We start from the raw sequence: 21323 nt of genomic DNA on the forward strand, positions 1-21323 counted from the left end.
GATTAATTATGTCGAGCCCATACCATAGTTCGACCTTTGTCATCAAAAGCAACCACACTATAACTATCTTTTTGATCACCATACTCCATACCAGGTGATCCCATCGGCATTCCGCCTACTGCAAGTCCTTTCATTCGGGTTGGTTTTTTAGCAAGAAAACGCTTGATGTCAGCCGCTGGAATGTGGCCCTCAAAAGTATAACCTTCAATTTGTGCGGTATGACAAGATGCATATTGAGGTAATACACCTAGCTTAATTTTTGTTGGTGTTAAGTTTTCTTGGTAAACATTTTCTAATTCAAAGCCGTTATCTTTCATATGTGTTACCCATTCCTTACAGCAGCCACAATATGGTGACAAGTAATTCGTACCTTTGATAATAGGTGCAGTTTCAGCTGTTGCTGTGGCTGAAATAAAAACAGTAAGGGCAAGTAACGTATGTTTGATGATCATGATGACATTCCTAAAATGTAACGTTTTTGCACTTTTAGAAGGTAAATAGTGCAATATAGATGATGTAAGTTAAGCGTCTAAAGTTGGAATAACATTCATACCATCGGTGGTTTTAGTAATGGTTCATGGTAATAACGAGTAAGTTGATACTGCGCATTAGTAAGACTTTCTGTGTGATTGCATGATAGAAAGTTAAAGTTAGGCAGTAGAGCCGGTTGGTGCTGTGATGAGCACTCGCTATTACAATCATCGTTGCAATGAGAGTACGCTGAATCAGTAGTGATTATTGAACTAGTTACGATACCATCAGTGTTATCACAGCAGGTACTATGTTCCATACTGCAATTCGACATGGGTGCTGGCATTATTTTTGTGGTGTAAGCATACGCTGTATTAGTAAATACAGTTACGATAAGCAAACTATACACAATAAAATATAACCAATGACGTATCATTTTTATGCTAACAATCCTAATAATGAGCGAGCATTATAATTTTAATATGCGATTCAACAATAAATAACTTGTAATAAAGTATTAAATCACCATTATTACATTTAGTGCATGAATAATGAGACACATATTCTTACAGCTAATTTATGGATGAAGAAAATCAATTCGTTTAAATTTACGCTCGCGCAGTGGAATGAATAACGATGGGTTTATTCAATACGTTGAAAGCGTTTAGGAAAGAAAATGGCATATACTGAAAAAGATCGTCAAGTTTTGCATGATACATGGATGAGCTACAAAGCAAAAATGCGTATTACTCAAATTGAAATGGCTAAAAAGCTAGGGTTAACGCAACTTGAGTTTTCAGACATTTTACGGGGTGATACTGTCATCCAACATCAGTTTGTGAACGAATTTTGCCGTATTTTAAATATTGATCCAGTGCTAATACTTCCCTCATTACGTGAAGCAGTACAGAAAGGCACACTCAATCATTCAGTCGTAAAAAACACTTTTATATTTGATGGCGAGATTAAAAAAGTCACCTATGAGGGTAATAAGCTAGTTGTTGAATATGAACATACTCCAACGCCAAGTTAACGATAGTCTCACTATGCTAAGGTTATAAATATTAACCTATAAAAAAGGCTCATCGCATTATTGTGATGAGCCTTTTTAAATTGCTAGAGTGTTAGATTATTTCTTTTTTTTCTTAGCATGTTCATCCCATTCAGGGATAAAGAAATACAGTATAGCGGCTGAAAGTATTGAGCCCATTACATCAGAAGGGAAGTGCATGCCTAACCATAAACGGCTAATGCCAACCCCTGTCGCCCAAATGATTAATCCACCAGCAACTAGATAATTACCTCTACGAATAAAGAACCCACCCCAGAAAAGCACACAGATAGCTGCAAAAATAGTATGGCCTGAAGGGAATGAATAGTTGGTTTCACCTTCCCAACTGCGTAAGCGCCAAGGACTAATATATGTTCCAGCTTGTTTTACAATAGTCTCTTTTGCTGCAGAGTCTAATGAATAGAAATCGGCAGGTGAATCAACAAGGTGCAAGGCTTGTAGTTCGTAAGTGTAAGGACGAGGAATTGCAGTCTCGTGTTTTAATATTGTCTTAGTGGCGAAACTTAATACAAGCAGAATACCAAATTGAATCCATACTTTAGTGATGGTTTTTTTAGGTAACTTTAAAAAGACAGGTATAAGGCAAAGCAATGCCGCAGTGATAAGGAAGAACGGACTACCAGCACTGTCTGTTAATAAAGCAAATGATATGCCTGCAGCATTACTAACTGGTGTCGTTAATGCTGGTATTGGCACTATATGGATAGCAATAAAAAGCAATATGGCAAATAACGCTAATGCAATAAAGTTAGGTAATTTTTGGGATATAAAAGTCATCATGGAGAAAGTTCAATCTTGTCATTATATAATTATTAAGTAAGCCACAAAAAAACAAGTAAACTGTCATAAAATTGACATTTTTTCATGGTTTAAAACTAAAGCTTGTTTTCGCATAAATTATACCGAATGTCATTAAGAATATCGTTGTATAACTTATTCTATGCTTATTTGTCAGGTAAGGTTCATCTTTCTCATTTTAGTAACATGAATAAAGTAAATTAAAGGAGAATAATTAACAAAATATTGAGTTAATAAAATGTAATTTTTGTAACTTTTTTTATAGTGTTATCGTGATCTTTCTCAAATTGTGAAGGCTGTCACGTGAAATAGAGCAAACATTAAGAAAACTTAATGTTTATCCTAAACTAAGTTTAGCTAACTACTGTATGGTTAATGCATGCTTAAACAACATATGTTGTTTATTAATTTTGATGTGATGATATGGAGAAGGGAATGAGTATTCTTGGACATTTCCAAAAGCTCGGAAACGCGATAATGTTTCCAATCGCAGTATTGCCTATTGCTGGTATTCTATTGCGTATTGGACAACCCGATCTACTAAATATACCTTTTATTGCAGCTGGTGGTCAGGCAGTTTTTACTAACTTAGCACTGTTATTTGCAATGGGTGTTGCTGGTGGTTTCTCGAAAGATAACTCAGCAGCAGCAGCAATCGCAGCAGCAGTTGGTTACTTCATTATGATGGCTGCTATGAAAACCCTTAATGCTGATGTCGACCCTGGTGTCGCTGGCGGTATTATTATTGGTGTGTGTGCGGGTCTATTGTATAACCGTTTCCATGCAATTAAATTACCAGAGTTCCTTGGCTTCTTTGGTGGTAAGCGTTTTGTTCCTATCATCACAGGTTTAGTTGCATTGGTGCTTGCTTTTGCATTTAGCATTGTATGGCCTCCTGTGCAAGATGCTATCAACCATTTAGGTAAGTGGATTCTTACTAGTGGTGTTCCTGGTGAGTTTGTATACGGTGTTGCTAACCGTCTATTGATTCCACTTGGTCTACATCACATCCTAAACAGTATGGTTTGGTTTGTATTTGGTAACTACACAGATCCTGCGACTGGTCAGGTTGTTACGGGTGAGATCTCGCGTTTCTTTGCTGGTGACCCATCAGCTGGACGTATTCTAAGTGGTTTCTTCCCTGTAGTAATGTTTGGTCTTCCAAGTGCAGCATTAGCATTCTATGTAACGGCTAAGAAAGAGAATAAGAAAGTTGTTGGTGGTATGTTATTGAGTGTAGCATTAACTGCATTCTTAACTGGTATTACTGAACCAATTGAATTCATGTTCATGTTCCTAGCACCTGGCTTGTATGTAGTACATGCTATTCTAATGGGTGTTAGTATTGTTGTAGCATCAATGCTTAACATTCACATGGCATTTAGCTTCTCTTCTGGCTTAATTGACTACATTCTAAACTACAATGCGCCAGCAGCGCATAACTCATGGGAAATTATTCCAATGGGTCTAGTGGTTGGTGCGATTTACTTTGTGGTATTTGTTGGCGCAATTAAGATGTTTAATCTTAAAACACCAGGCCGTGAAGATGCACCAGAAGAAGATTCAAACCCAGACTCTGATAGCAAGGTAGATTTAGCTGTACAATACCTAGAAGCACTAGGTGGTAAAGATAATCTAACTGATATCTCTGCTTGTATTACACGTCTTCGCCTAGGTATTGTTGACCGCTCAATCATCAATGATGCTAAGCTAAAGCAACTAGGTGCGAAGGGTGTAGTAAACGTAGGTTCAAATAACCTTCAAGTTATTATTGGTCCACAAGCTGAAATTATTGCTAACCAAATGAAAGCACTGTAAGCATCATTGATTAAGCAAAATACAGTATTCGCGATTTCATAACTTCCCCCTATGATCGCGTCAAACGGTCTACCTTTGGTAGGCCGTTTTTTTATATCTAAAAAAGCATCGATGGACTGTGTATAATCATCTAAATAAGCAACATAGAGCCAATGAGTGATAAATAATTAATGAAAATATTAGTAATTGAAGATGATCTAACAACGCGTGAGTTTGTTGCTCGAGGATTACGTGAGCAGGGATTTGTTGTAGATGAAGCAGAAGATGGTCATCAAGGACTAATGATGGCAACTAGCTGTGAGTATCAATTAATTGTGTTAGATCGCATGCTTCCACAACTTGATGGCTTAAAGGTTCTTGCTGCGTTGCGCGCTACTGAAAACCAAACACCAGTATTAATATTAAGTGCGATGGACAGTGTTGAAGATCGTGTTACAGGGCTAACAGCAGGAAGTGATGATTATTTAACCAAACCGTTTGCATTAGCAGAGCTTGTTGCGCGCGCTAATATTTTGGTTAAACGAAAGCAAACCGTAGCGACTGTCTCTTCTGAGTACAGTTATGATGATTTAAGGTTAGACATAAAATCGCACCGTGTATGGCGAGGGTCTCGGTTGATTAATTTACAGCAGAAGGAGTTTTTATTACTGCAATATTTAATGGAACATGTTGAAAGTGTTGTTTCTCGAATGAGCTTGTTTGAATCCGTTTGGAGTTATCATTTTGACCCAAAAACCAACGTGATTGATGTTCATATTGCCAATTTGCGAAAAAAATTAGAATCTGAAGGAGAGCCTAGTTTAATTCACACTGTTCGAGGGGCGGGTTATGTCTTACGCCGGGCCTGAAAACCTGTCGCGATCAACTATTTTTAAAGTGTTGATGTATTTTATTACCTGTGTTGCTTTTATTTTCATCTTATTTATTAATCAGGTAGTGGTTAGTTCAGAGACGTTTTACCACCAACAATTAAAACGTGATTTAGTCAATGAAGCTAATTTGTTTACGATGATGCTCAACAAAGGTAATAGCGCCGAACTTTATAAAACGATAACGCAACGTAGCAAAAACAACACCACATTTAGTTATATTATACAACCAACAAAACCTGTTGTTGATGAGGTGGCAAGTTACCCTGCAGCGTCATTTATTTTTAGTCGAGGAAAAACAACGCAGCTATCTCAAGTGGTAAAGCTACCACGAGGGATGGAATTAGAGATAAAAATTAACCCGCAATTTATGCAAGCCTATCGCCAGACTGTTATCCCGATGCTGTTATCTGGAATAGCTGTGCCAGTCATTATTATGTTGGCAGGAGCTTCACTGTTTGCAATTGTAATCTTAAAGAAGTTAGCCCGTGTTAATCAGGGTATGAATCGAGTTATTTTAGGTGAAAAAGGAGTCAAGCTACCAGTTAGTAGCAATGATGATGAATTCGATGTGTTAACTATTCATCTGAATTTTTTGATTGAACAGGTCGAGAAAAAAGAAACATCGTTAAAAGCACTCTCTGTGGGTATGGCACATGATTTACGTACACCCATTGCGCGAATGAAATTACGTCTCGAGCGATTGTTAACCCAACCAACTGAACCATATACGGATGAATTAGCAGCCTGTCATGATGATTTAGAAGTATTGTTGAGTATGTTTAATGGCATGCTAGAAATTGCTAATTTAAACAGTGGTAAGCAGCAGATTGATAAAGAGTGGGTCGATTTATCTCAAGTGTGCCGTGACGTGGTTGAATTTTTATTGCCTATTTCAGATGAAAAAAAACAGCGACTCACATTTAGAGAGGATCAACCATACCGGTTGCAAGGTGAGCCAAGTTTATTATTTCGAGCTGTTTATAACTTGGTTGAAAATGCGATTAAATATACACCTGAGCACGGTGTCATTAATGTCATTGTTGATCATTTTGGTATTGTTGTGACAGATAATGGTATGGGTGTGTCTGATGAAGACAAAGAGAAAATTCGTGAGCCAATGTTTCGTGCCGATCGTAGTCGAACTCATCAAGGGTTTGGATTAGGGTTATCGTTAGTGGAGGCGGTGGTGATTCGTCATAATGGTGAATTGGTTTTTAGTGATAATAATCCCGGTTTACGGTCTCGATTGTATTTACCACTCGCGTCTGAATTAGTGTCAACGTTGAGTGATTAATAATAACGTAGTGTCATTGTTCTAAAAAACAGTAAGACAAAAAAGCCCAATTGATACTTATCAATAAGAAAGATAAGTGCTAATTGGGCTTTTTTATAGAAAACAGATTGGCTATTTAGCTATTAGTTGCATTAAATTTATCTTTACGCTCATTAAAACGTGAAACTAAATCATCAATACCATCTTGGCAATAAGGCTTTAATCCGCTCATCAGCATACGTTTACTGCCTGTACCGACGATTTCACCATTTTCTTTAAAGCAGAAATGAAGCGTTACGCTACCACGTTTGCCTTCAACTTCAATAATAGAGTCAGTTAATTCAACGGTTGGCGCACTAAGATCTAAACGTGTGAAATCAAGTTCCATACATTCATAGATCACTAACGGGCGAGTGGGATTAATCATGATATCTTTTGATTTCATCAAAGGTACCATAATGTGTGGAAAGTTCATTCCTGAAAATTGCACATAGTTTTTAGTAACTTGTGAAATTAATACCTCATCCTTTGTTGTTTCACCGCTGCGTATCACATCCATGTAGACTTTGCCCGTACAGTCGATAACCGCAAGTTCTGTCGGGGATTTAATGTCTATAAGTAGGCAGCTTGATTCATTGATCATGCCTGCAAATTCGAAACGCATTTTTTGGCTAAGACCAACGTTGGCTAGAAGAACCGAAAAAAGCAGATCGCCAGGTACACAAAAACGCTTGTTATCTTCATCATGAAGCGGGTTAAAGTCACCGGCTACACGTTTTGCAAAATGGCTTGCTTGCTCACGAGTAAAAGATAATTCACCGTCGTTATTTGAATAATATGAATCTAAAAACATGTTTACTTATAATACCTAAAAATAAGACTGCTGCTATTCTACATCATAAATATCACTTTAATGGTCTAGCCAGATGATATTAATGTAAATACATATATTGACGAAATACATATTAATAGTAGTAGACATAAAAAAGCCAAGCAATATGAGCAATGCTTGGCATTATGCAGTCGCTGTTTTATTGGCTAAAAGCGTATATTAAGCGGAATAACAGTCACTTTATCGCCAATCTGGGCATATTCTTGCTGTGGTGGAATTTCAATTAAGCAATTAGCTTCACTCATTGAGCGTAAAATACCTGAACCTTGTGAGCCAATTGTTTTTACCGACAAGCGGCCATTAGCATCCCAATGGTAATACCCACGTAGATATTCGGTTCGTCCATTACGAGATCGTAGCGTCTCGGATGCAACAGCAGTATATGTTTGTGGTTGCCAATTTTGATGGCCTTGTTGTTTGCGAATCGCAGGTTCAACAAATTGTAAAAATGCCACCATTACGGCAACAGGATTGCCGGGTAAACCAAAAAATGGTACATCATTAATATGGCCAAATGCTAGTGGGCGTCCTGGGCGCATATTGATCCGCCAGAAGTTAATTTCACCAAGTTTATCAAGTACGGTTTTGATGTAATCAGCATCACCAACAGAGACACCACCAGATGATAAAATCATATCGGCTTGGTGGCTTGCTTGGCGTAATGTCGCTTCAAGTGCGGTTTCACTGTCTTCAATAATCCCTAAATCAACCACCTCACAACCCAAACCGGTTAATAAGGCAAATAAGCTGTAGCGGTTTGAATCATAAATGCAGTTTTGGCGTTGTGTTTCACCTGGTGCTTGTACTTCATCACCAGTTGAGAAAATAGCAATACGCAAGGGCGCATTGATAGTCAGTGTACTTAACCCCAGTGATGCGATCATACCAAGTTCTGGCGCAGTGATTGTCTGGCCTTTAGCAACGGCTACTTGGTCAAGAGCAAGATCTTCACCTGCTAAGCGAACATTTTGACCTGCTTTAATCGCGCCCATGGTTAGGTTGAACGTGACGGTGTCACCATCTTGTTGTGCTTGTTCACGCATTATAACGGTATCGGCACCTTGAGGAACCGGAGCGCCTGTCATTATATGAACAGCTTCACCTGCTTGTAATGGGTGAGGGTAATGATGTCCTGCAAGAACTTGACCGACAACGGTATAGCTATTTAAATCAATATCTTCGCTGCGAATAGCATAGCCATCCATTGCTGAATTGGTATGCTGTGGCACATTTATTGGTGAAAGAATATCGGTATGTACAATATGCCCAAGTGCTTGTTTTAGCGAAACTGTTTGTGGATTATCAACAACTGTTATCTGATCAAGAATACGTTTTCGACCGTCATCAACCGACAACATCCTTTGTGGTTGAACGTCATCACAACTGACCGTTTTTATTGAGTACTGGTATGATTGGCGACTGAATTGCACCACAAAATCGGTTAATTGTTCGATATCATCAATGCTTATTTGCGGTAAGGTCGTATCTGCTTTGGTGTCACTTGCAATCGCAATGATATTGTTATCGTCTTGATATAGCCATGGTTTATTAATGACTTGGCGGCGTAATTCAATCTTTGGAAAGTCGAGTTTTTTAAAGCCTTCGACTAAAATAAGATCGAGTTGAGTTTGATCTAATTGTCGAATTAAAGACGGTAAGCTTGCTTCTGCTGTGGGTGTTTCAGTGATCAATGCACGACGATAGCGAGAGGAGATAAGCATCTGGTGCGCGCCTGCTTTTCTTAATCTGTAGCTATCTTTTCCTTGCTGATCAATATCAAAATCATGATGAGCGTGTTTGATTACCGCAACGCGAAGGCCATGTTGAACCAATTTAGGTAGCATGGCTTCAATAAGGGTTGTTTTACCAGTACCACTAAATGCAGCAAAGCCTAATAAAGGCACAGAGGCGTTAATTTGACTCATGGCGTACTCCAAATTGTGATAATTCCTCAGGGGTGTTGAGGTTGATAAAGGCGTCGGCTTGATCACTGAAATCAACCGTAATCATATTACATTGACGATAAAGTAAAATTATCTTGCGATCGCCATTAGCTAAAAATGTTTCTAATTTAGGCAAAATACGACGATGTAACAGTGTTACAACGGGTTGAATATAATCACCATTATGTGCCACCGCAATATCGGTATCAGGTTGACATGCTGCTGTCATTCTTACCACTAAATCAGCAGGTAATTGTGGGCAATCACAAGGTACAAAACCAATCCAGTCATTATCTATATGGTGTAGCGCTGCATGCATACCACCTAAAGGGCCAGGATAATTTTCAATATTATCGCCAAAAACATCACCATATTGGCGATATAGATCTTGGTTACGGTTTGCGTTGATACTGATATGAGACGTTTGTGGTGCTAGGGTATTAATAACATGTTGAATAAACGGTTGGCCTGCAAGTTCAATCAAGCCTTTATCGTTGCCTCCCATACGGCTGGCTTGGCCACCCGCTAAAATGACCCAATGGGTTTGTTCAGGCGTAGGCATAATTATCCTTATTGTTTTTGATATCTTTAACGAGTTGGAGTTCGGCTCGTTCAATTAACTGGGTATCATTGATTGTCCATTGGCGGCGACAAAGTGCAGTGAGTGCATTTTGTTGGTGACTTGTGATCACTAAACTGGTGCCTCGTGACAATAAATCTTCCGCTAAAATAACTTGGCGATTAATTGACTCTTGATCCATGCTTGCACTGGATTCATCCATTAATAGCACACTAGGTTTAAGTACCCATGCCCGTGCCATTGCGACGCGTTGGCGTTCACCACCAGACAAAACGGATACATGCTCATTAGCAAGGGTTTCAAGGCCGACCATTCGCAAAGCATTAATGGCTTCATTACGGCGCTTTTGGCGATCTTTAATCGCGAATCGTAGTCCATAGCATACATTGTCAAACACTGTGGCATCAAACATATATGGGGTTTGATGAAGGTAGATGATACTCCCTTCATAACAACCACTAAAGAGGCGTTTAAAAAAAGTATGCTGATGAATATTAATCGTACCAGTGGTGGGTTTTTGTAAGCCCGCTAATACTTTTAATAAAGTTGTTTTGCCGACCCCGTTATCACCAGTTAGATAGATAGCATCTCGCGGTGCTAAATTAAGTTGTGGAATATGAAATAGCAGTCGACTTTTAAAACGAACGGAAAGGTCGAGTGCCTGAATGGATGCATGAGTCATAATGAAGGCCTCGGCTTAGTTAGTTCGCAAATGAGCTTTGCCACGGGCGATAGATAAAATAAAGTTTAGACCTAAGGCTAGAATAAGTAACACCATTCCTAAGGCAACACCTTGAGCAAATGCACCTTTTGAGCTCTCAAGTGCAATTGCTGTTGGAATATTTCTAGTTGAATTTAAAATGTTGCCACCAACCATCATTGAGCAACCGACTTCTGTGATCACACGGCTAAAGGAGGCTACAATGGCTGCAATTAACGGAAAGCGGCTTTCCCACATTAAACTTATTAATGCACGAGGGTAGCTAGATCCTAAGGTGAGTGCTGTCTCCCATGCTCGACGATCACTATTTTGAAAGGCAGCATGCATCATTGATACTAAAAGTGGAAAACAGATTAATACTTGGCCTAATATCATCGCTTTTTGGGTAAACAGCATTTGCCAATCACCTAATGGCCCTGCACGTGATAACAACATATAAAGCAGTAAACCAATCACCACGGTGGGGACAGATTGCAATGTATTCATTAAAGATAGTGTGAGCCAACGACCTGGGAATTTACCATAAGCTAATGCAAAGGCAATGAGCAGAGAGGGGATAACGACTAAGGCGATGGCAAAAAGAGAAACGGAAAATGACACCCCGACAATGCTCCAGAGTGCGCTATCGCCGCTAAAAAGAAGTTGAGTAGCTTGCTGAGTTGTCTGCCAAATGTTCATGCTAATATTTGCTTTAACCTAAAAAATGCACTGATAATGTCATCATTGATGTTATTAGCACTAAGACTCAATGCGATAACTGTGATCCCGTAATGATTTAGGTTTTAAATAAACCATTACGGGTGAAATATCATATTAAATGAACATATTACCGTTTATAGCGTTTGAGCATCAGCAACGAATAATTGCTTGCCGTGACGTTGGTAATTATTGATTAATTTTTGTGCTTTAGGATTAACTAACCAATCACTGAATGTTTTAGCACCTTGGTAATTAAGATCAGGGTAGCGACTAGGGTTAATTAAAATAACTTGGTACGGGTTAAATAAACGCTTATCACCTTCAACCATAATTTCAAGATCAAGTTTGGTTTCATAGGCTAACCAAGTACCACGATCGGTTAACGTATAGGCTTGCAGTTCTGATGCCATATTTAATGTCGGGCCCATACCTTGACCTACGGCTTTATAGCCACCAAAGTTTGGTTCCATTTTCGTTTGTGCCCAGATATTGAGTTCTTTTTTATTGGTACCTGAGTCGTCGCCACGAGAAATAAATATTGCATTATCAGCTGCAATTTCTTTTAGTGCATGTGCAACGTCTTTATCACCTTTGATTTTAGCCGGATCACTCTTCGGGCCGACTAAAACGAAATCGTTATACATTAAATTACGTGGAAGAACGCCATAACCTTTCTCAACAAATGTCGCTTCAGATTGTGGCGCATGGGTCATGACTAAATCAACATCACCATGCTCACCCATACGCAATGCTTTGCCTGTACCAGCGGCTAATACTTCGACGGTGTAGCCGGTGTCTTTAGTAAAAACAGGTAATAAGTAGTCAAGTAATCCTGAATGATAAGTGCTGGTGGTAGTAGCAAGGCGTACTGTCTTATTCGCTGTCTCTGTGGTTGCATAAGCCATTGTTGCCGATGCGCAGCCAAGAATAACTAACGTGGTTTTTAATAAGTTCATCAACGTTCCTGATCGATTGGTTTACATTAAAAAGTGTTGAGATGAAAAGTTGTCAGTATTTGAAGCCGGATAAATGCGGCAAAATGACTCATATCACCTTAATAAATAACGCTGCTCAGCTATAAGCAAGTAAAGTGCCATCTTTTAAATGTTGAACAATAAGGTTAATTATGTGATTTAGGTATCAAATGGTGATCAAAATAGGACAAAGGTAACCGAAGTTATACGAAATGATAAAACAATTTTGACTTAATGATTAACAGTGAGACAAAATGTCGCAAATTATATTCGGTTAAAATGTCTCTATGTCTGATTTTAGTTTGTCTTCATCTTGGACTGCGGTTTCTGTATTAGTGGTTGATGATGAACCAGGAATGCGCACGATTTTAAAAAAAGCCTTAAGTAAAAAATTTGCTCAAGTCGATACTGCCGGCAGTATTGAAGAAGCTGAAGAAATTCGTAAGCGTTGCCATTTTGATTTGTTGATTGTTGATATCAATTTACCAGGACGTTCTGGTATTGAATGGCATGAAGCGTTTGATCCAACAACGCGTCGTAGTGATGTGATATTTATGACGGGTTATGCTGATTTAGAGACGGCTATTCAAGCCTTACGTGCAGGCGCGTCAGATTTTATTCTTAAACCGTTTAATCTTGAGCAAATGATGCAATCAGTGCATCGATGTATTGAACGTCGATTAGTGGAACGTCAAAATTTTGCACTGCAACGTGACGTTGAGCGCAGCTATCCAGTCAATATTATTGGTGATGCACCTGCAACACAGCAGATGAAAAAGCTCATTGCTCAAGTTGCGCCATCAATTGCAGCTGTATTAGTCGAAGGTGAATCTGGCACTGGTAAAGAATTAGTTGCACGCGCATTACATCAATTAAGTAAGCGTACCGGGCCTTTTGTGCCAATTAACTGTGGTGCTATTGCGCCAGAGTTACTTGAAAGTGAATTGTTTGGACATGTATCTGGTGCATTTACGGGGGCAAAGAAAAGTCGTGAAGGTCTATTTCGAGTGGCGAATAATGGTACCTTGTTTTTAGATGAAATAGGTGAAATGCCTCTAGCCATGCAATCATCTTTATTGCGTGCCTTAGAACAAAAAGCTATTCGTCCTGTCGGCTCAGAACGAGAAATTCAAATTGATGTACGTATTGTTGCTGCGACAAACCGTAATTTAAAACGTGAAGTTGAAGAAGGCCGTTTTCGGCGTGATTTGTATTATCGATTAAACGTGCTCACTATTGATTTGCCATCATTACGTGACCGAATTGAAGATATTCCATCATTAAGTCATCATTTTACGGCGCAGCTATCAAAAGACTTAGGCATGAAAGCTATCAATTGGACTCATGAAGATATTTTAGCGATGCAAGCCTATTCTTGGCCCGGTAATATTCGTGAATTACGAAATATGATGGAGCGATGCATTTTATTAGGTAAGCCGCCTGCTGATTATTGGCGTGAATTGCAAGGGGATGCGTTGCCGGTTACTGCTGTTGCTGCTGTAGGTGTACATACCATGACTACTGCAGAAGCTGATTTAAATGCAGTTCATCCTCAACGCCCATGTCAATGTCACGACGACAGTGAAGATCAATATTGCTACCCAGTTACGTGGACATTAAAAGAAGTTGAAAAAGCACATATTATGCAGGTTGTTGATGCCAGTGACGGTAATAAATCAGCAGCAGCACGTCAGCTTGGTGTGGCAAGAAAAACCTTAGAGCGTAAATATAAAGAATGGACAGATGAACTATTATGAGTCGTACCGCGATGAAAATAAAAACATTTGTCTTGATGTGGTTACGGCGTTTTAAAACCATGGTCCGCTATCGTCTTTTAGTGCTGACCTCTGTGCCAATTTTTCTTACGTTATTAACATTAATTGCGATTACGTTTTATTGGACGGTGACGTATACCTGGCAGAATGCATTAATGAATGTAAAAGCAGATTTAGCCGTTGCTTATCATAGTATGGTGCTGTTGAAAAAAGAGCAGCGAATGGAACTGCAAGCACTGGCTAATTCTTATGACTTTCAACGCCGCTTTAGATCTAATGATAAAAAAATACGGCAGTGGGTACATCAGCAAAATCAACAATATAAGCTAGATTTTGTGGTATTACATCCTGTTGCTGATATAGGAATGTTTTCAGCCTCAGAGCAACAGTTATTACAAGCTGGAAAAGATCAAACTTTTTTTCAAGTGTTAGATCGTAGTGCCTTGTTTGAGTTAAATCAGGATCTCCCTGCTCGAGCACAATTACCGTTATTAAAAGAAGGTACGATTGAGCAAAAAGGACTGGTTAGTCGCAGTTTAGTGCCAATTTTTAATCAGCAAGGCGAACTTAAATGGATTTTAGATGGTGGTATTTTATTAAATAACAGCACATCGCTGGTGGATCGGATTCGTGATTTAGTTTATGCCGCAGATACTTTACCTAAAGGTAGTCTTGGAACTATTACTTTGTTTATGGGGGATGTGCGCATAAGTACCAATGTGCCACTAGATAGCGCTAATCTTATTGGTCGTGCGGTGGGTACTCGTGTTTCTAAAGAAGTGCAGCAACAGGTGTTACAACAAGGAAAAACCTTTGTTGATCGTGCATTTGTTTATGATAGTTGGTATGTCTCAGCCTATGAACCTTTGCATGGTAATGATGGTGCTGTGGTTGGTATGCTTTATACCGGTTATTTGCAATGGCCGTTAGTTGAACGCTATTTAACTAATATTATTGAGATGAGTGTCAGTATTTTATTCGTGCTGTTATTTACCAGTATTATTGTTTATCGCGGCGCACGTGATTTATTTTTACCGATTGAGAAGATCTATCAGGTTGCGAAAGCGGTTCAAATGGGACTCAAAAAGCGTGTCGGTAAATTAGATTTATGTGATGGACATGAATTGCAAATACTGGGTAAGCAATTTGACTCGATGTTGGATCAGCTTGAGCAGCGTAATGGTTTAATTAAACTGACAGCGATAGAGCTTGAGGATAAAGTTGAACAGCGGACAAAGAGTTTGCATCAGAAAACTGAAGAATTAGAGCAGCATATACGGTTATTGCATCAAGCTCGTTCAAAGCTTGTGGTAACAGAAAAGTTAGCGGCATTAGGTGAATTGACCGCAGGTATTGCTCATGAAATAAACAATCCAATTGCTGTTATTTTAGGTAATATTGAATTGATTCAATTAGAGCTAGGTGATGATACTGCTGATGTTCAAGATGAACTGATTGCGATCCATTTACAAATTGATCGAATACGAAATATTACCCGTAGCTTATTGCAATACAGTCGTCAAGGTGGTGTACAAGATGAAATAACATGGCATCATCTAAACTTAATTGTCGAAGAGAGCTTAACACTTGTTCGTTCGGGTACTAAAAAGATGGATGTGCAATTTGAGGTTAATCTAGCTGCTAAATGTAGTGTTGAAGTTAATCGCCATCAATTATTACAAGTACTGGTTAATTTACAGATGAATGGTATCCACGCCATGGATGATAAAGGACTATTGAAAATAACCACATCTGATTGGGTTGATGACTATGGTGTGATATTGGGTGCAATGGTTGCTATCACCGATCATGGTTGTGGTATTTCAGAACATAATATGAAGCGTATCTTTGATCCTTTTTTCACAACCCGTCGCTCTGGAACTGGGTTAGGTTTATCTGTTAGCCAAAGTATTGTTGCTAATGTAGGGGGAGAAATAACGGTTGAATCCATTGACGGTCAAGGCTCAACATTTAACGTATACCTTAAGCATAAAAAAGAATCACCTAGTGAACTCGATCTTTTAGTGACACTGTAACAAGATAAGCTGTTGATGAGAAAAAGCCCCTTGGTAATGACATCAATCCTGTCATTACCAAGAGGCTTTTTTTTACGTTACATAAATCACGATTATTAAATGAAACAGAATTTAAATAACCGTGATATGAATATGAAGTTATTTTTAGATAAACTTCATTTGAGTCCATGGCTCTGATGGACGGCTTAATAGATAACCAGACTGCCAACCCCATTGCTGGTGGGCTTTAATAAAGGCTTTAGCATCAAATGGTGCACCGTTTGCACGACCAAAACGAGCACTGATGGTTAAGTTTTTAATATCATTACTGTTAGCAACTTTACCATCAACTGAGCCTGCTGGCGTAAAGGGTACGTTCCATACTGCTGCTGGATCAGAAACATACGGCTGTGCATCTTTGTCATATTCAGCACAAATATTACGTGATGATGCATCAATTTTATTCAAATAGACATCGTAAGTATCACCTAGCATTTTTTGACCGACAGCGACGTCGATTTTGCCGTTGTATTTATGCATTAGTTGGATCCAGCGTAGACGACGTGCACCTTCTTGTTGACGGATATCGTTATAATCTACGTCAGAACCTTCAATATAGCGAAGACGCGGATCGACAGAGACGTTTTCACCAGTGAAGTAACCTGATTTCAGCTCATTGAAGTATTGGTAAACACGGCCTTGACCAAACTTAGCAATATGGTTGTTATTAATATCACCAATTAACCATGTGTTAGCATAACCACCATTATTGCCTTTCTCTTCTAGTTTGATCCAACTATCAATATTATTAGCATATTGGCTGGCTTCACGAACACGAATAAATTCAGGAATACCACCGGCTTTCCAATCCATCACATTGGCTAATGTGGTTTCAACAACGGCTAGACCAGCACCTGTTTCCCAGAAGTCAGTACCAGATTCGATCATCCCTGGCGCTGTTTGGAAGGCCATTTTGTGGCCTTTTGTTGGTGTAATATCTAAAATAACGTTAGAGAACTGACCTGACCAGAAATCGTTAAAGGTTTCATGACCAATAACGATGCCTTTATTACCCGTTGCTTTACCGGTGGCAATAAAGGCACTGCAATTACCTTTAGCCCCTTCAATATTGGCGCTGTTTTTACTTTTCTCGATATTATTAGCGGCCATTTCTGCTTTGGTGTATGGGGCAGGGAATGCGGATGCGTTAATTAAACCAGGATCAACCCACTTGGTATAATTATGCATCCCCACTGAAGGCCACCAGTAACCAGTAAGCTCAATCATATCATTCCAAGTAATGATGTCAGCAAGGGTAACATGTAGACCTGCTGCATTGAGGCCTTTTGCAATCCCTTCCATTTCTTGGCGAAGCTCAGCTGGGATTTTACCTTTAGTTTGTTCTAATGCGGCTTTCTGCCATGAGCTGTAAGGTACACCAGTGGTTAGGTAGGTCATACTCCAGCTGTCTTTCCACGCCAACTTAAAATCAGGTGCGATAAGGTAACCATATTGGAAGCCACGATCAAAAGCATTACCTTTAATCCCAACATGCCACCAACCATTTTTCTTTTCTAATTTTGCTTGATCAACAATTTTTTGTTGTTCAGCGGTTAGTTTGGTTTTATATAAATTGCCAGTAACCGGTGCGGTAATTTGGGCTAATAACGCTTTAGGTGGATATTGAGTTAGATTTTGTGAAGGCGTTGATGCGTTAGCATAACTAACAGAAGCAAGAGAAATAATACATGCAAGTAGTGTTTTTTTGCCTAGATGTTGTTTTGAAAGCTTATTCATAATATATGTGTGGTTGGAGTAAATGAGTGTTTCTTATCATCCTCCTTTTTATTTAATCAACAAGGTGCAGTGCACTTGTTTTTACTTTATAAAATGTAAACATATCATGCCATTTTTTATAGAATTCTCATCAGTTAGAAATATAAAATAGGAGATTAATTTTTCATGATAATCTATTGATTTAGAAGATAATAGTAATGAAAAATGAGATATTAAGTTGCTAAATATTAAACAGTAATAAAAAAGCCAACATATCAAATGTTGGCTTTTTAGGTAATGAGCAAACACCAATTATTATTGGGTTAATTGTTTCAACTTTTGCTGTTGGTAGTATTTAGCATCAGCGGTAATGCCTTTACTTTTACCCGTTTGTAGCCATTGCTTAATACGACCGGCATCACCGATTGGCGTTAACTTGCCTTGTGAATCAAGCATGACCATTAGAATTTTTTTGCCATCAATCGTGGTAACCATCGCTAAACAGCGACCCGCTTCATCAAGGAAACCTGTTTTACTTAAATTTACGTCCCACTTTTTACCACGTACAAGAGCATTAGTATTAGTGTAGCCTAATTTATAACGAGGGTGTGTGAAGTAAGCTGTGTGAACTGCACCATTAGTGCTGTACTTACGAATCTCAGGGTATTTGTAAGCAGCACGTACCATTTTAGCAACATCAGAGGCTGTTGATTGGTTTTTAGGGTTTAGGCCTGAACTGTCAACGAAGTGTGTGTGTGTCATGCCTAGTGCTTTTGCTTTAGCGTTCATAGCTCGAATAAATGCTTTGTAGCCACCAGGGTAGTTAGCTGCAAGGGCAGCTGCCGCCAAGTTTTCAGATGACATTAATGCAATGTGCATTGTTTCGCCGCGGCTTAACTCTGAGCCAACACGAACACGAGAATATGTATTGTACATATGCTCTCTGTCGGTTTTAGTGAAAGTAATTTTCTGATTAAGAGGAAGTTTGGCGTCTAAGGTAACCATAGCGGTCATTAGCTTGGTCAGTGAAGCAATTGGCATCACGACATTGGAATTTTTACGATATAGTGTTTTTCCAGAACTTAGGTCAATAACATAATTGCTCACAGAAGCAGTCTGAAGATTACTTGGATTGAGTTTGTTGGTGTTGATACTTGCGAAAGAAGAAAAACTGATACTTGCAAGTGTAAAAAATAAAATTAAAGCGTTGCGCACAATGGCTCCTTGGGATCCCATTTGGAAAGGGGAATAATTATTCTTATATTGTCATCTTTTCAATTGTGTTTAAGCAAGTCATGTTTGTGTTAATCCTTTCATATTTGTTCATAAAACCAGCGGTTAACCAGAAATGAGTAATGAAACATGATACAAAAAAATAATTGTGTAACAGATTAATTGTAAAAGTGATTTAAAGTATTAAATAAGCGCTAAACAATATGTAGATATATGCTGTTATTTCATGATCTAATCAAAAATGAAGCTATTTTATTGATGTGATAGTATTTTATGTGGTGATTTATTGTTGGTATCAATCTTTGATTGCTTATTGTGAGGTGGGCATCTTGGCTGGTTGAGTATAATGCAATCATTAAGGCCATCAGGTGATGACCTTTATATATTCAAACGCGGTCAATTCGCGCTCCACACTTGCTGTCCCGTTCGAAGGAAATTATAGCCTCCTAGTTGATCACCATGGGCCTGAATATCGCTATTTGTTAATGATTGTAATAGTTGTTGCTGTAAGGTACGAAAGTAAATGTTTTTGGGAATAACAAGTTCAAATGCTTCTGTACACAGCGGAATAAATCCTAATCCAAATTCACCTGCGGTACTTTGGCTTGCGCAACCAATGTCTGCTTGTTCTCGAGCAATCGCTGATGCTAATTCTCGTTCACTGTTACAACAATCAACTTGATTTAGCATGGTCATATCATAGCCATGCCCATGGATCCATTCTTCTAGTGCTCGCATACTACCAGCCCCTTGTTGGCGTAATGCCCAGCGCCAACGCGGTGATAATAATTCATGAAGTTGAATCGAACGGCTATTAACTGCTTCTGCAAGTGCAGGGCTGACGACTAAGCCTTGTTTTCGCTCAAAAGCATGGACTAAGACCCAATTCTTATGACCAGGATATTGTTGTAATAATGCTGGATGACGTAAGCTGGCTTCTTCAACATTACCCCAATGAATAGCACAGATATCAACATGACCTTTGCTTAACATTGCTAGCCCTTGTCGAGTCCCCGTAGAGGTATAACCTACAAGGGCAGTACTACCGAGTTGATTTGCCATTTTACCGACAACGCATTGTAAAAGAGGATCATCAGACCCTGCAATCAGTAACCGATCGGTTAAAACGCCATTATGACAAGATTCTAATAACCACTTATCAAGCATAGCTTTAGGAAACAACCATTTTCCCGTTACTTTAGTCGCAGGCAATAGTCCATCATTCGCTAGCGCATAAACTTTCTTTTCATTAAGATCGAGATACTCAGCAACTAATTTGGCATTCATAAATTCAGGAAAATCTGCCATTAGTTTTGATTTCCTTGATTGTTATTACCTTTAACATCAAGTTCAATGTTGTCGTTACCATTATAGATTTGAAAGCGTAAACCTTTAGCTCTGGCAATCATGGTGATGCCTAGTTTCTTAGCAAGATCATAGCCCATTTGCGTAGCACCAGAGCGAGACAGCAACACAGGGATCCCCATTTGCGCAACTTTGATGACCATTTCAGACGTTAAACGGCCTGTGGTATAGAAAATCTTATCTTCGCCTGTTTGCTGTTGTAGCCACATTTCACCCGCTAAGGTATCAACGGCGTTATGGCGACCGACATCTTCCACAAACGATAGAATCTCAGTACCTTTGCATACCGCACAGCCATGTACAGCACCTGCTGCTTTATAAGTTTCATTATGATGGGTTAATGCTTCTAATAGACCATATAGCATCGATTGTTTAATTTGAGGCTGTGGCAAGGTTATCCCTTCGAGTTTTTTCATTACATTGCCGTACATCGTGCCTTGACCACAGCCGGAAGTGACAGTTTTCTTTTCTAATTGTTGAGCAAGATTTTCAGTATTTTCATGAGTAATGATAACGGCAGCATTGGTTTGCCAATCAATCATTACTGATTCGATAGCACTAAGGTCGTTAATAAAGCCTTGGTTTTTTAGGTAGCCTAAGACTAATGCTGAAGGGCGCTCACCTAATGTCATTAGCGTAACAACCTCAACCCAATTAAGGTACACCGTTAAGGGATGCTCACAGGCAATCTCTTTTGTTTGTCGATCACCGTATTCATCAATAATCTCTACTGACATGGTTTGCTGCACTGTCGCTTGGGTTTTTATTATTTTAGGCAAAGTCGCCATTTGAAATTCCTGCGTATTAAGGTTGATGTTGATCTAACAATACATATTGGAAATAAAAGCTAAGCAAAGATTGTTCCACTATTAACGAAAAGCTAAATGAACTAAGGCATAGTTAATTAATAAAAACAGCTCAGAACGCATACTTTCCATGTGGTTTTTTGTTATTGGTCTAAAATTTGCTTATATCTAATAACAAGCAAATTAATGCTTACCATCAAACGTTATTAAATAATCACATAAAGGCAGCATAAAACCTGC

Annotated in this window: 18 protein-coding genes; 6 read left to right on the plus strand and 12 right to left on the minus strand. The window is 38.9% G+C overall.

From position 1 onward, the window contains the following. Positions 1-2: 2 nt before the first annotated feature. Positions 3-452 carry a DUF411 domain-containing protein gene (locus PAND9192_RS03500; RefSeq protein ID WP_087852554.1) on the minus strand — a complete coding sequence of 150 codons (450 nt, stop codon included), beginning with the start codon at positions 450-452 and terminating at the stop codon, positions 3-5. 695 nt (positions 453-1147) lie between these two features. On the opposite strand from PAND9192_RS03500, the gene PAND9192_RS03505 reads away from it, so the two are divergent. Next, positions 1148-1504, plus strand: coding sequence for a helix-turn-helix domain-containing protein (locus PAND9192_RS03505; protein WP_087852555.1), 357 nt, complete (start codon positions 1148-1150; stop codon positions 1502-1504). Between the two features lie 96 nt (positions 1505-1600). Here PAND9192_RS03505 and PAND9192_RS03510 read toward each other — a convergent pair whose 3' ends face one another. Then, positions 1601-2323 (minus strand): phosphatase PAP2 family protein, encoded by a 723-nt coding sequence (locus tag PAND9192_RS03510; protein ID WP_087852556.1) that lies wholly within the window; start codon positions 2321-2323, stop codon positions 1601-1603. Positions 2324-2776: 453 nt separating this feature from the next. Between PAND9192_RS03510 and nagE the strand changes: the two genes are divergently transcribed. The 3 genes from nagE to PAND9192_RS03525 all read left to right on the plus strand — a co-directional run bounded on the left by nagE (position 2777) and on the right by PAND9192_RS03525 (position 6325). After that, positions 2777-4159, plus strand: a complete 1383-nt coding sequence (gene nagE, locus PAND9192_RS03515) for an N-acetylglucosamine-specific PTS transporter subunit IIBC (RefSeq protein ID WP_087852557.1) — start codon at positions 2777-2779, stop codon at positions 4157-4159. Positions 4160-4329: 170 nt separating this feature from the next. Next, positions 4330-5007, plus strand: coding sequence for a response regulator transcription factor (locus PAND9192_RS03520; RefSeq protein ID WP_087852558.1), 678 nt, complete (start codon positions 4330-4332; stop codon positions 5005-5007). Next, positions 4988-6325 (plus strand): sensor histidine kinase, encoded by a 1338-nt coding sequence (locus PAND9192_RS03525; protein ID WP_087852559.1) that lies wholly within the window; start codon positions 4988-4990, stop codon positions 6323-6325. Before PAND9192_RS03520 ends, PAND9192_RS03525 begins: the two co-directional genes overlap by 20 nt. Positions 6326-6440: 115 nt before the next feature. Here the strand turns inward: PAND9192_RS03525 and PAND9192_RS03530 are convergent, their stop codons facing one another. From PAND9192_RS03530 to PAND9192_RS03555, 6 genes are all read right to left on the minus strand, one after another. Next, the gene (locus PAND9192_RS03530) at positions 6441-7157 is read right to left on the minus strand and encodes a DUF3581 domain-containing protein (RefSeq protein WP_087852560.1); all 717 of its coding nucleotides are present in this window, start codon (positions 7155-7157) and stop codon (positions 6441-6443) included. Between the two features lie 185 nt (positions 7158-7342). Continuing rightward, positions 7343-9121, minus strand: coding sequence for a bifunctional molybdopterin-guanine dinucleotide biosynthesis adaptor protein MobB/molybdopterin molybdotransferase MoeA (locus PAND9192_RS03535; RefSeq protein ID WP_087852561.1), 1779 nt, complete (start codon positions 9119-9121; stop codon positions 7343-7345). Next, positions 9108-9701, minus strand: coding sequence for a molybdenum cofactor guanylyltransferase MobA (gene mobA / locus PAND9192_RS03540; RefSeq protein WP_087852562.1), 594 nt, complete (start codon positions 9699-9701; stop codon positions 9108-9110). The genes PAND9192_RS03535 and mobA overlap by 14 nt, the downstream gene beginning before the upstream one ends. Next, entirely contained in the window at positions 9688-10401 is a 714-nt protein-coding gene (locus tag PAND9192_RS03545; protein WP_087852563.1) for an energy-coupling factor ABC transporter ATP-binding protein, read from the minus strand. Before PAND9192_RS03545 ends, mobA begins: the two co-directional genes overlap by 14 nt. 15 nt (positions 10402-10416) lie before the next feature. After that, on the minus strand, positions 10417-11118 hold the full coding sequence (locus PAND9192_RS03550) for an ABC transporter permease (RefSeq protein WP_087852564.1): 702 nt from the start codon (positions 11116-11118) through the stop codon (positions 10417-10419). A 155-nt stretch (positions 11119-11273) separates the two neighbouring features. Then, positions 11274-12044 carry an ABC transporter substrate-binding protein gene (locus PAND9192_RS03555; protein ID WP_234998952.1) on the minus strand — a complete coding sequence of 257 codons (771 nt, stop codon included), beginning with the start codon at positions 12042-12044 and terminating at the stop codon, positions 11274-11276. 356 nt (positions 12045-12400) lie between these two features. Here PAND9192_RS03555 and PAND9192_RS03560 point away from each other — a divergent pair, with 356 nt between their 5' ends. Both PAND9192_RS03560 and PAND9192_RS03565 read left to right on the plus strand, forming a co-directional pair. Continuing rightward, on the plus strand, positions 12401-13870 hold the full coding sequence (locus PAND9192_RS03560; RefSeq protein WP_087852566.1) for a sigma-54-dependent transcriptional regulator: 1470 nt from the start codon (positions 12401-12403) through the stop codon (positions 13868-13870). 59 nt (positions 13871-13929) lie between these two features. Further along, positions 13930-15924, plus strand: a complete 1995-nt coding sequence (locus PAND9192_RS03565; RefSeq protein WP_200817774.1) for a sensor histidine kinase — start codon at positions 13930-13932, stop codon at positions 15922-15924. A gap of 144 nt (positions 15925-16068) precedes the next feature. Here the strand turns inward: PAND9192_RS03565 and PAND9192_RS03570 are convergent, their stop codons facing one another. From PAND9192_RS03570 to fdhD, 4 genes are all read right to left on the minus strand, one after another. Further along, entirely contained in the window at positions 16069-17700 is a 1632-nt protein-coding gene (locus PAND9192_RS03570; protein ID WP_087852567.1) for a C45 family autoproteolytic acyltransferase/hydrolase, read from the minus strand. A 294-nt stretch (positions 17701-17994) separates the two neighbouring features. Beyond that, the gene (gene pbpG, locus PAND9192_RS03575; protein ID WP_087852568.1) at positions 17995-18894 is read right to left on the minus strand and encodes a D-alanyl-D-alanine endopeptidase; all 900 of its coding nucleotides are present in this window, start codon (positions 18892-18894) and stop codon (positions 17995-17997) included. Between the two features lie 414 nt (positions 18895-19308). Continuing rightward, positions 19309-20220 carry a substrate-binding domain-containing protein gene (locus PAND9192_RS03580; RefSeq protein WP_087852569.1) on the minus strand — a complete coding sequence of 304 codons (912 nt, stop codon included), beginning with the start codon at positions 20218-20220 and terminating at the stop codon, positions 19309-19311. Beyond that, positions 20220-21065, minus strand: coding sequence for a formate dehydrogenase accessory sulfurtransferase FdhD (fdhD, locus tag PAND9192_RS03585; protein ID WP_087852570.1), 846 nt, complete (start codon positions 21063-21065; stop codon positions 20220-20222). The genes PAND9192_RS03580 and fdhD overlap by 1 nt, the downstream gene beginning before the upstream one ends. Between the last annotated feature and the right edge of the window lie 258 nt (positions 21066-21323).

It is taken from the genome of Photobacterium andalusiense (assembly GCF_900185625.1).
Lineage (GTDB): Bacteria > Pseudomonadota > Gammaproteobacteria > Enterobacterales > Vibrionaceae > Photobacterium > Photobacterium aquimaris.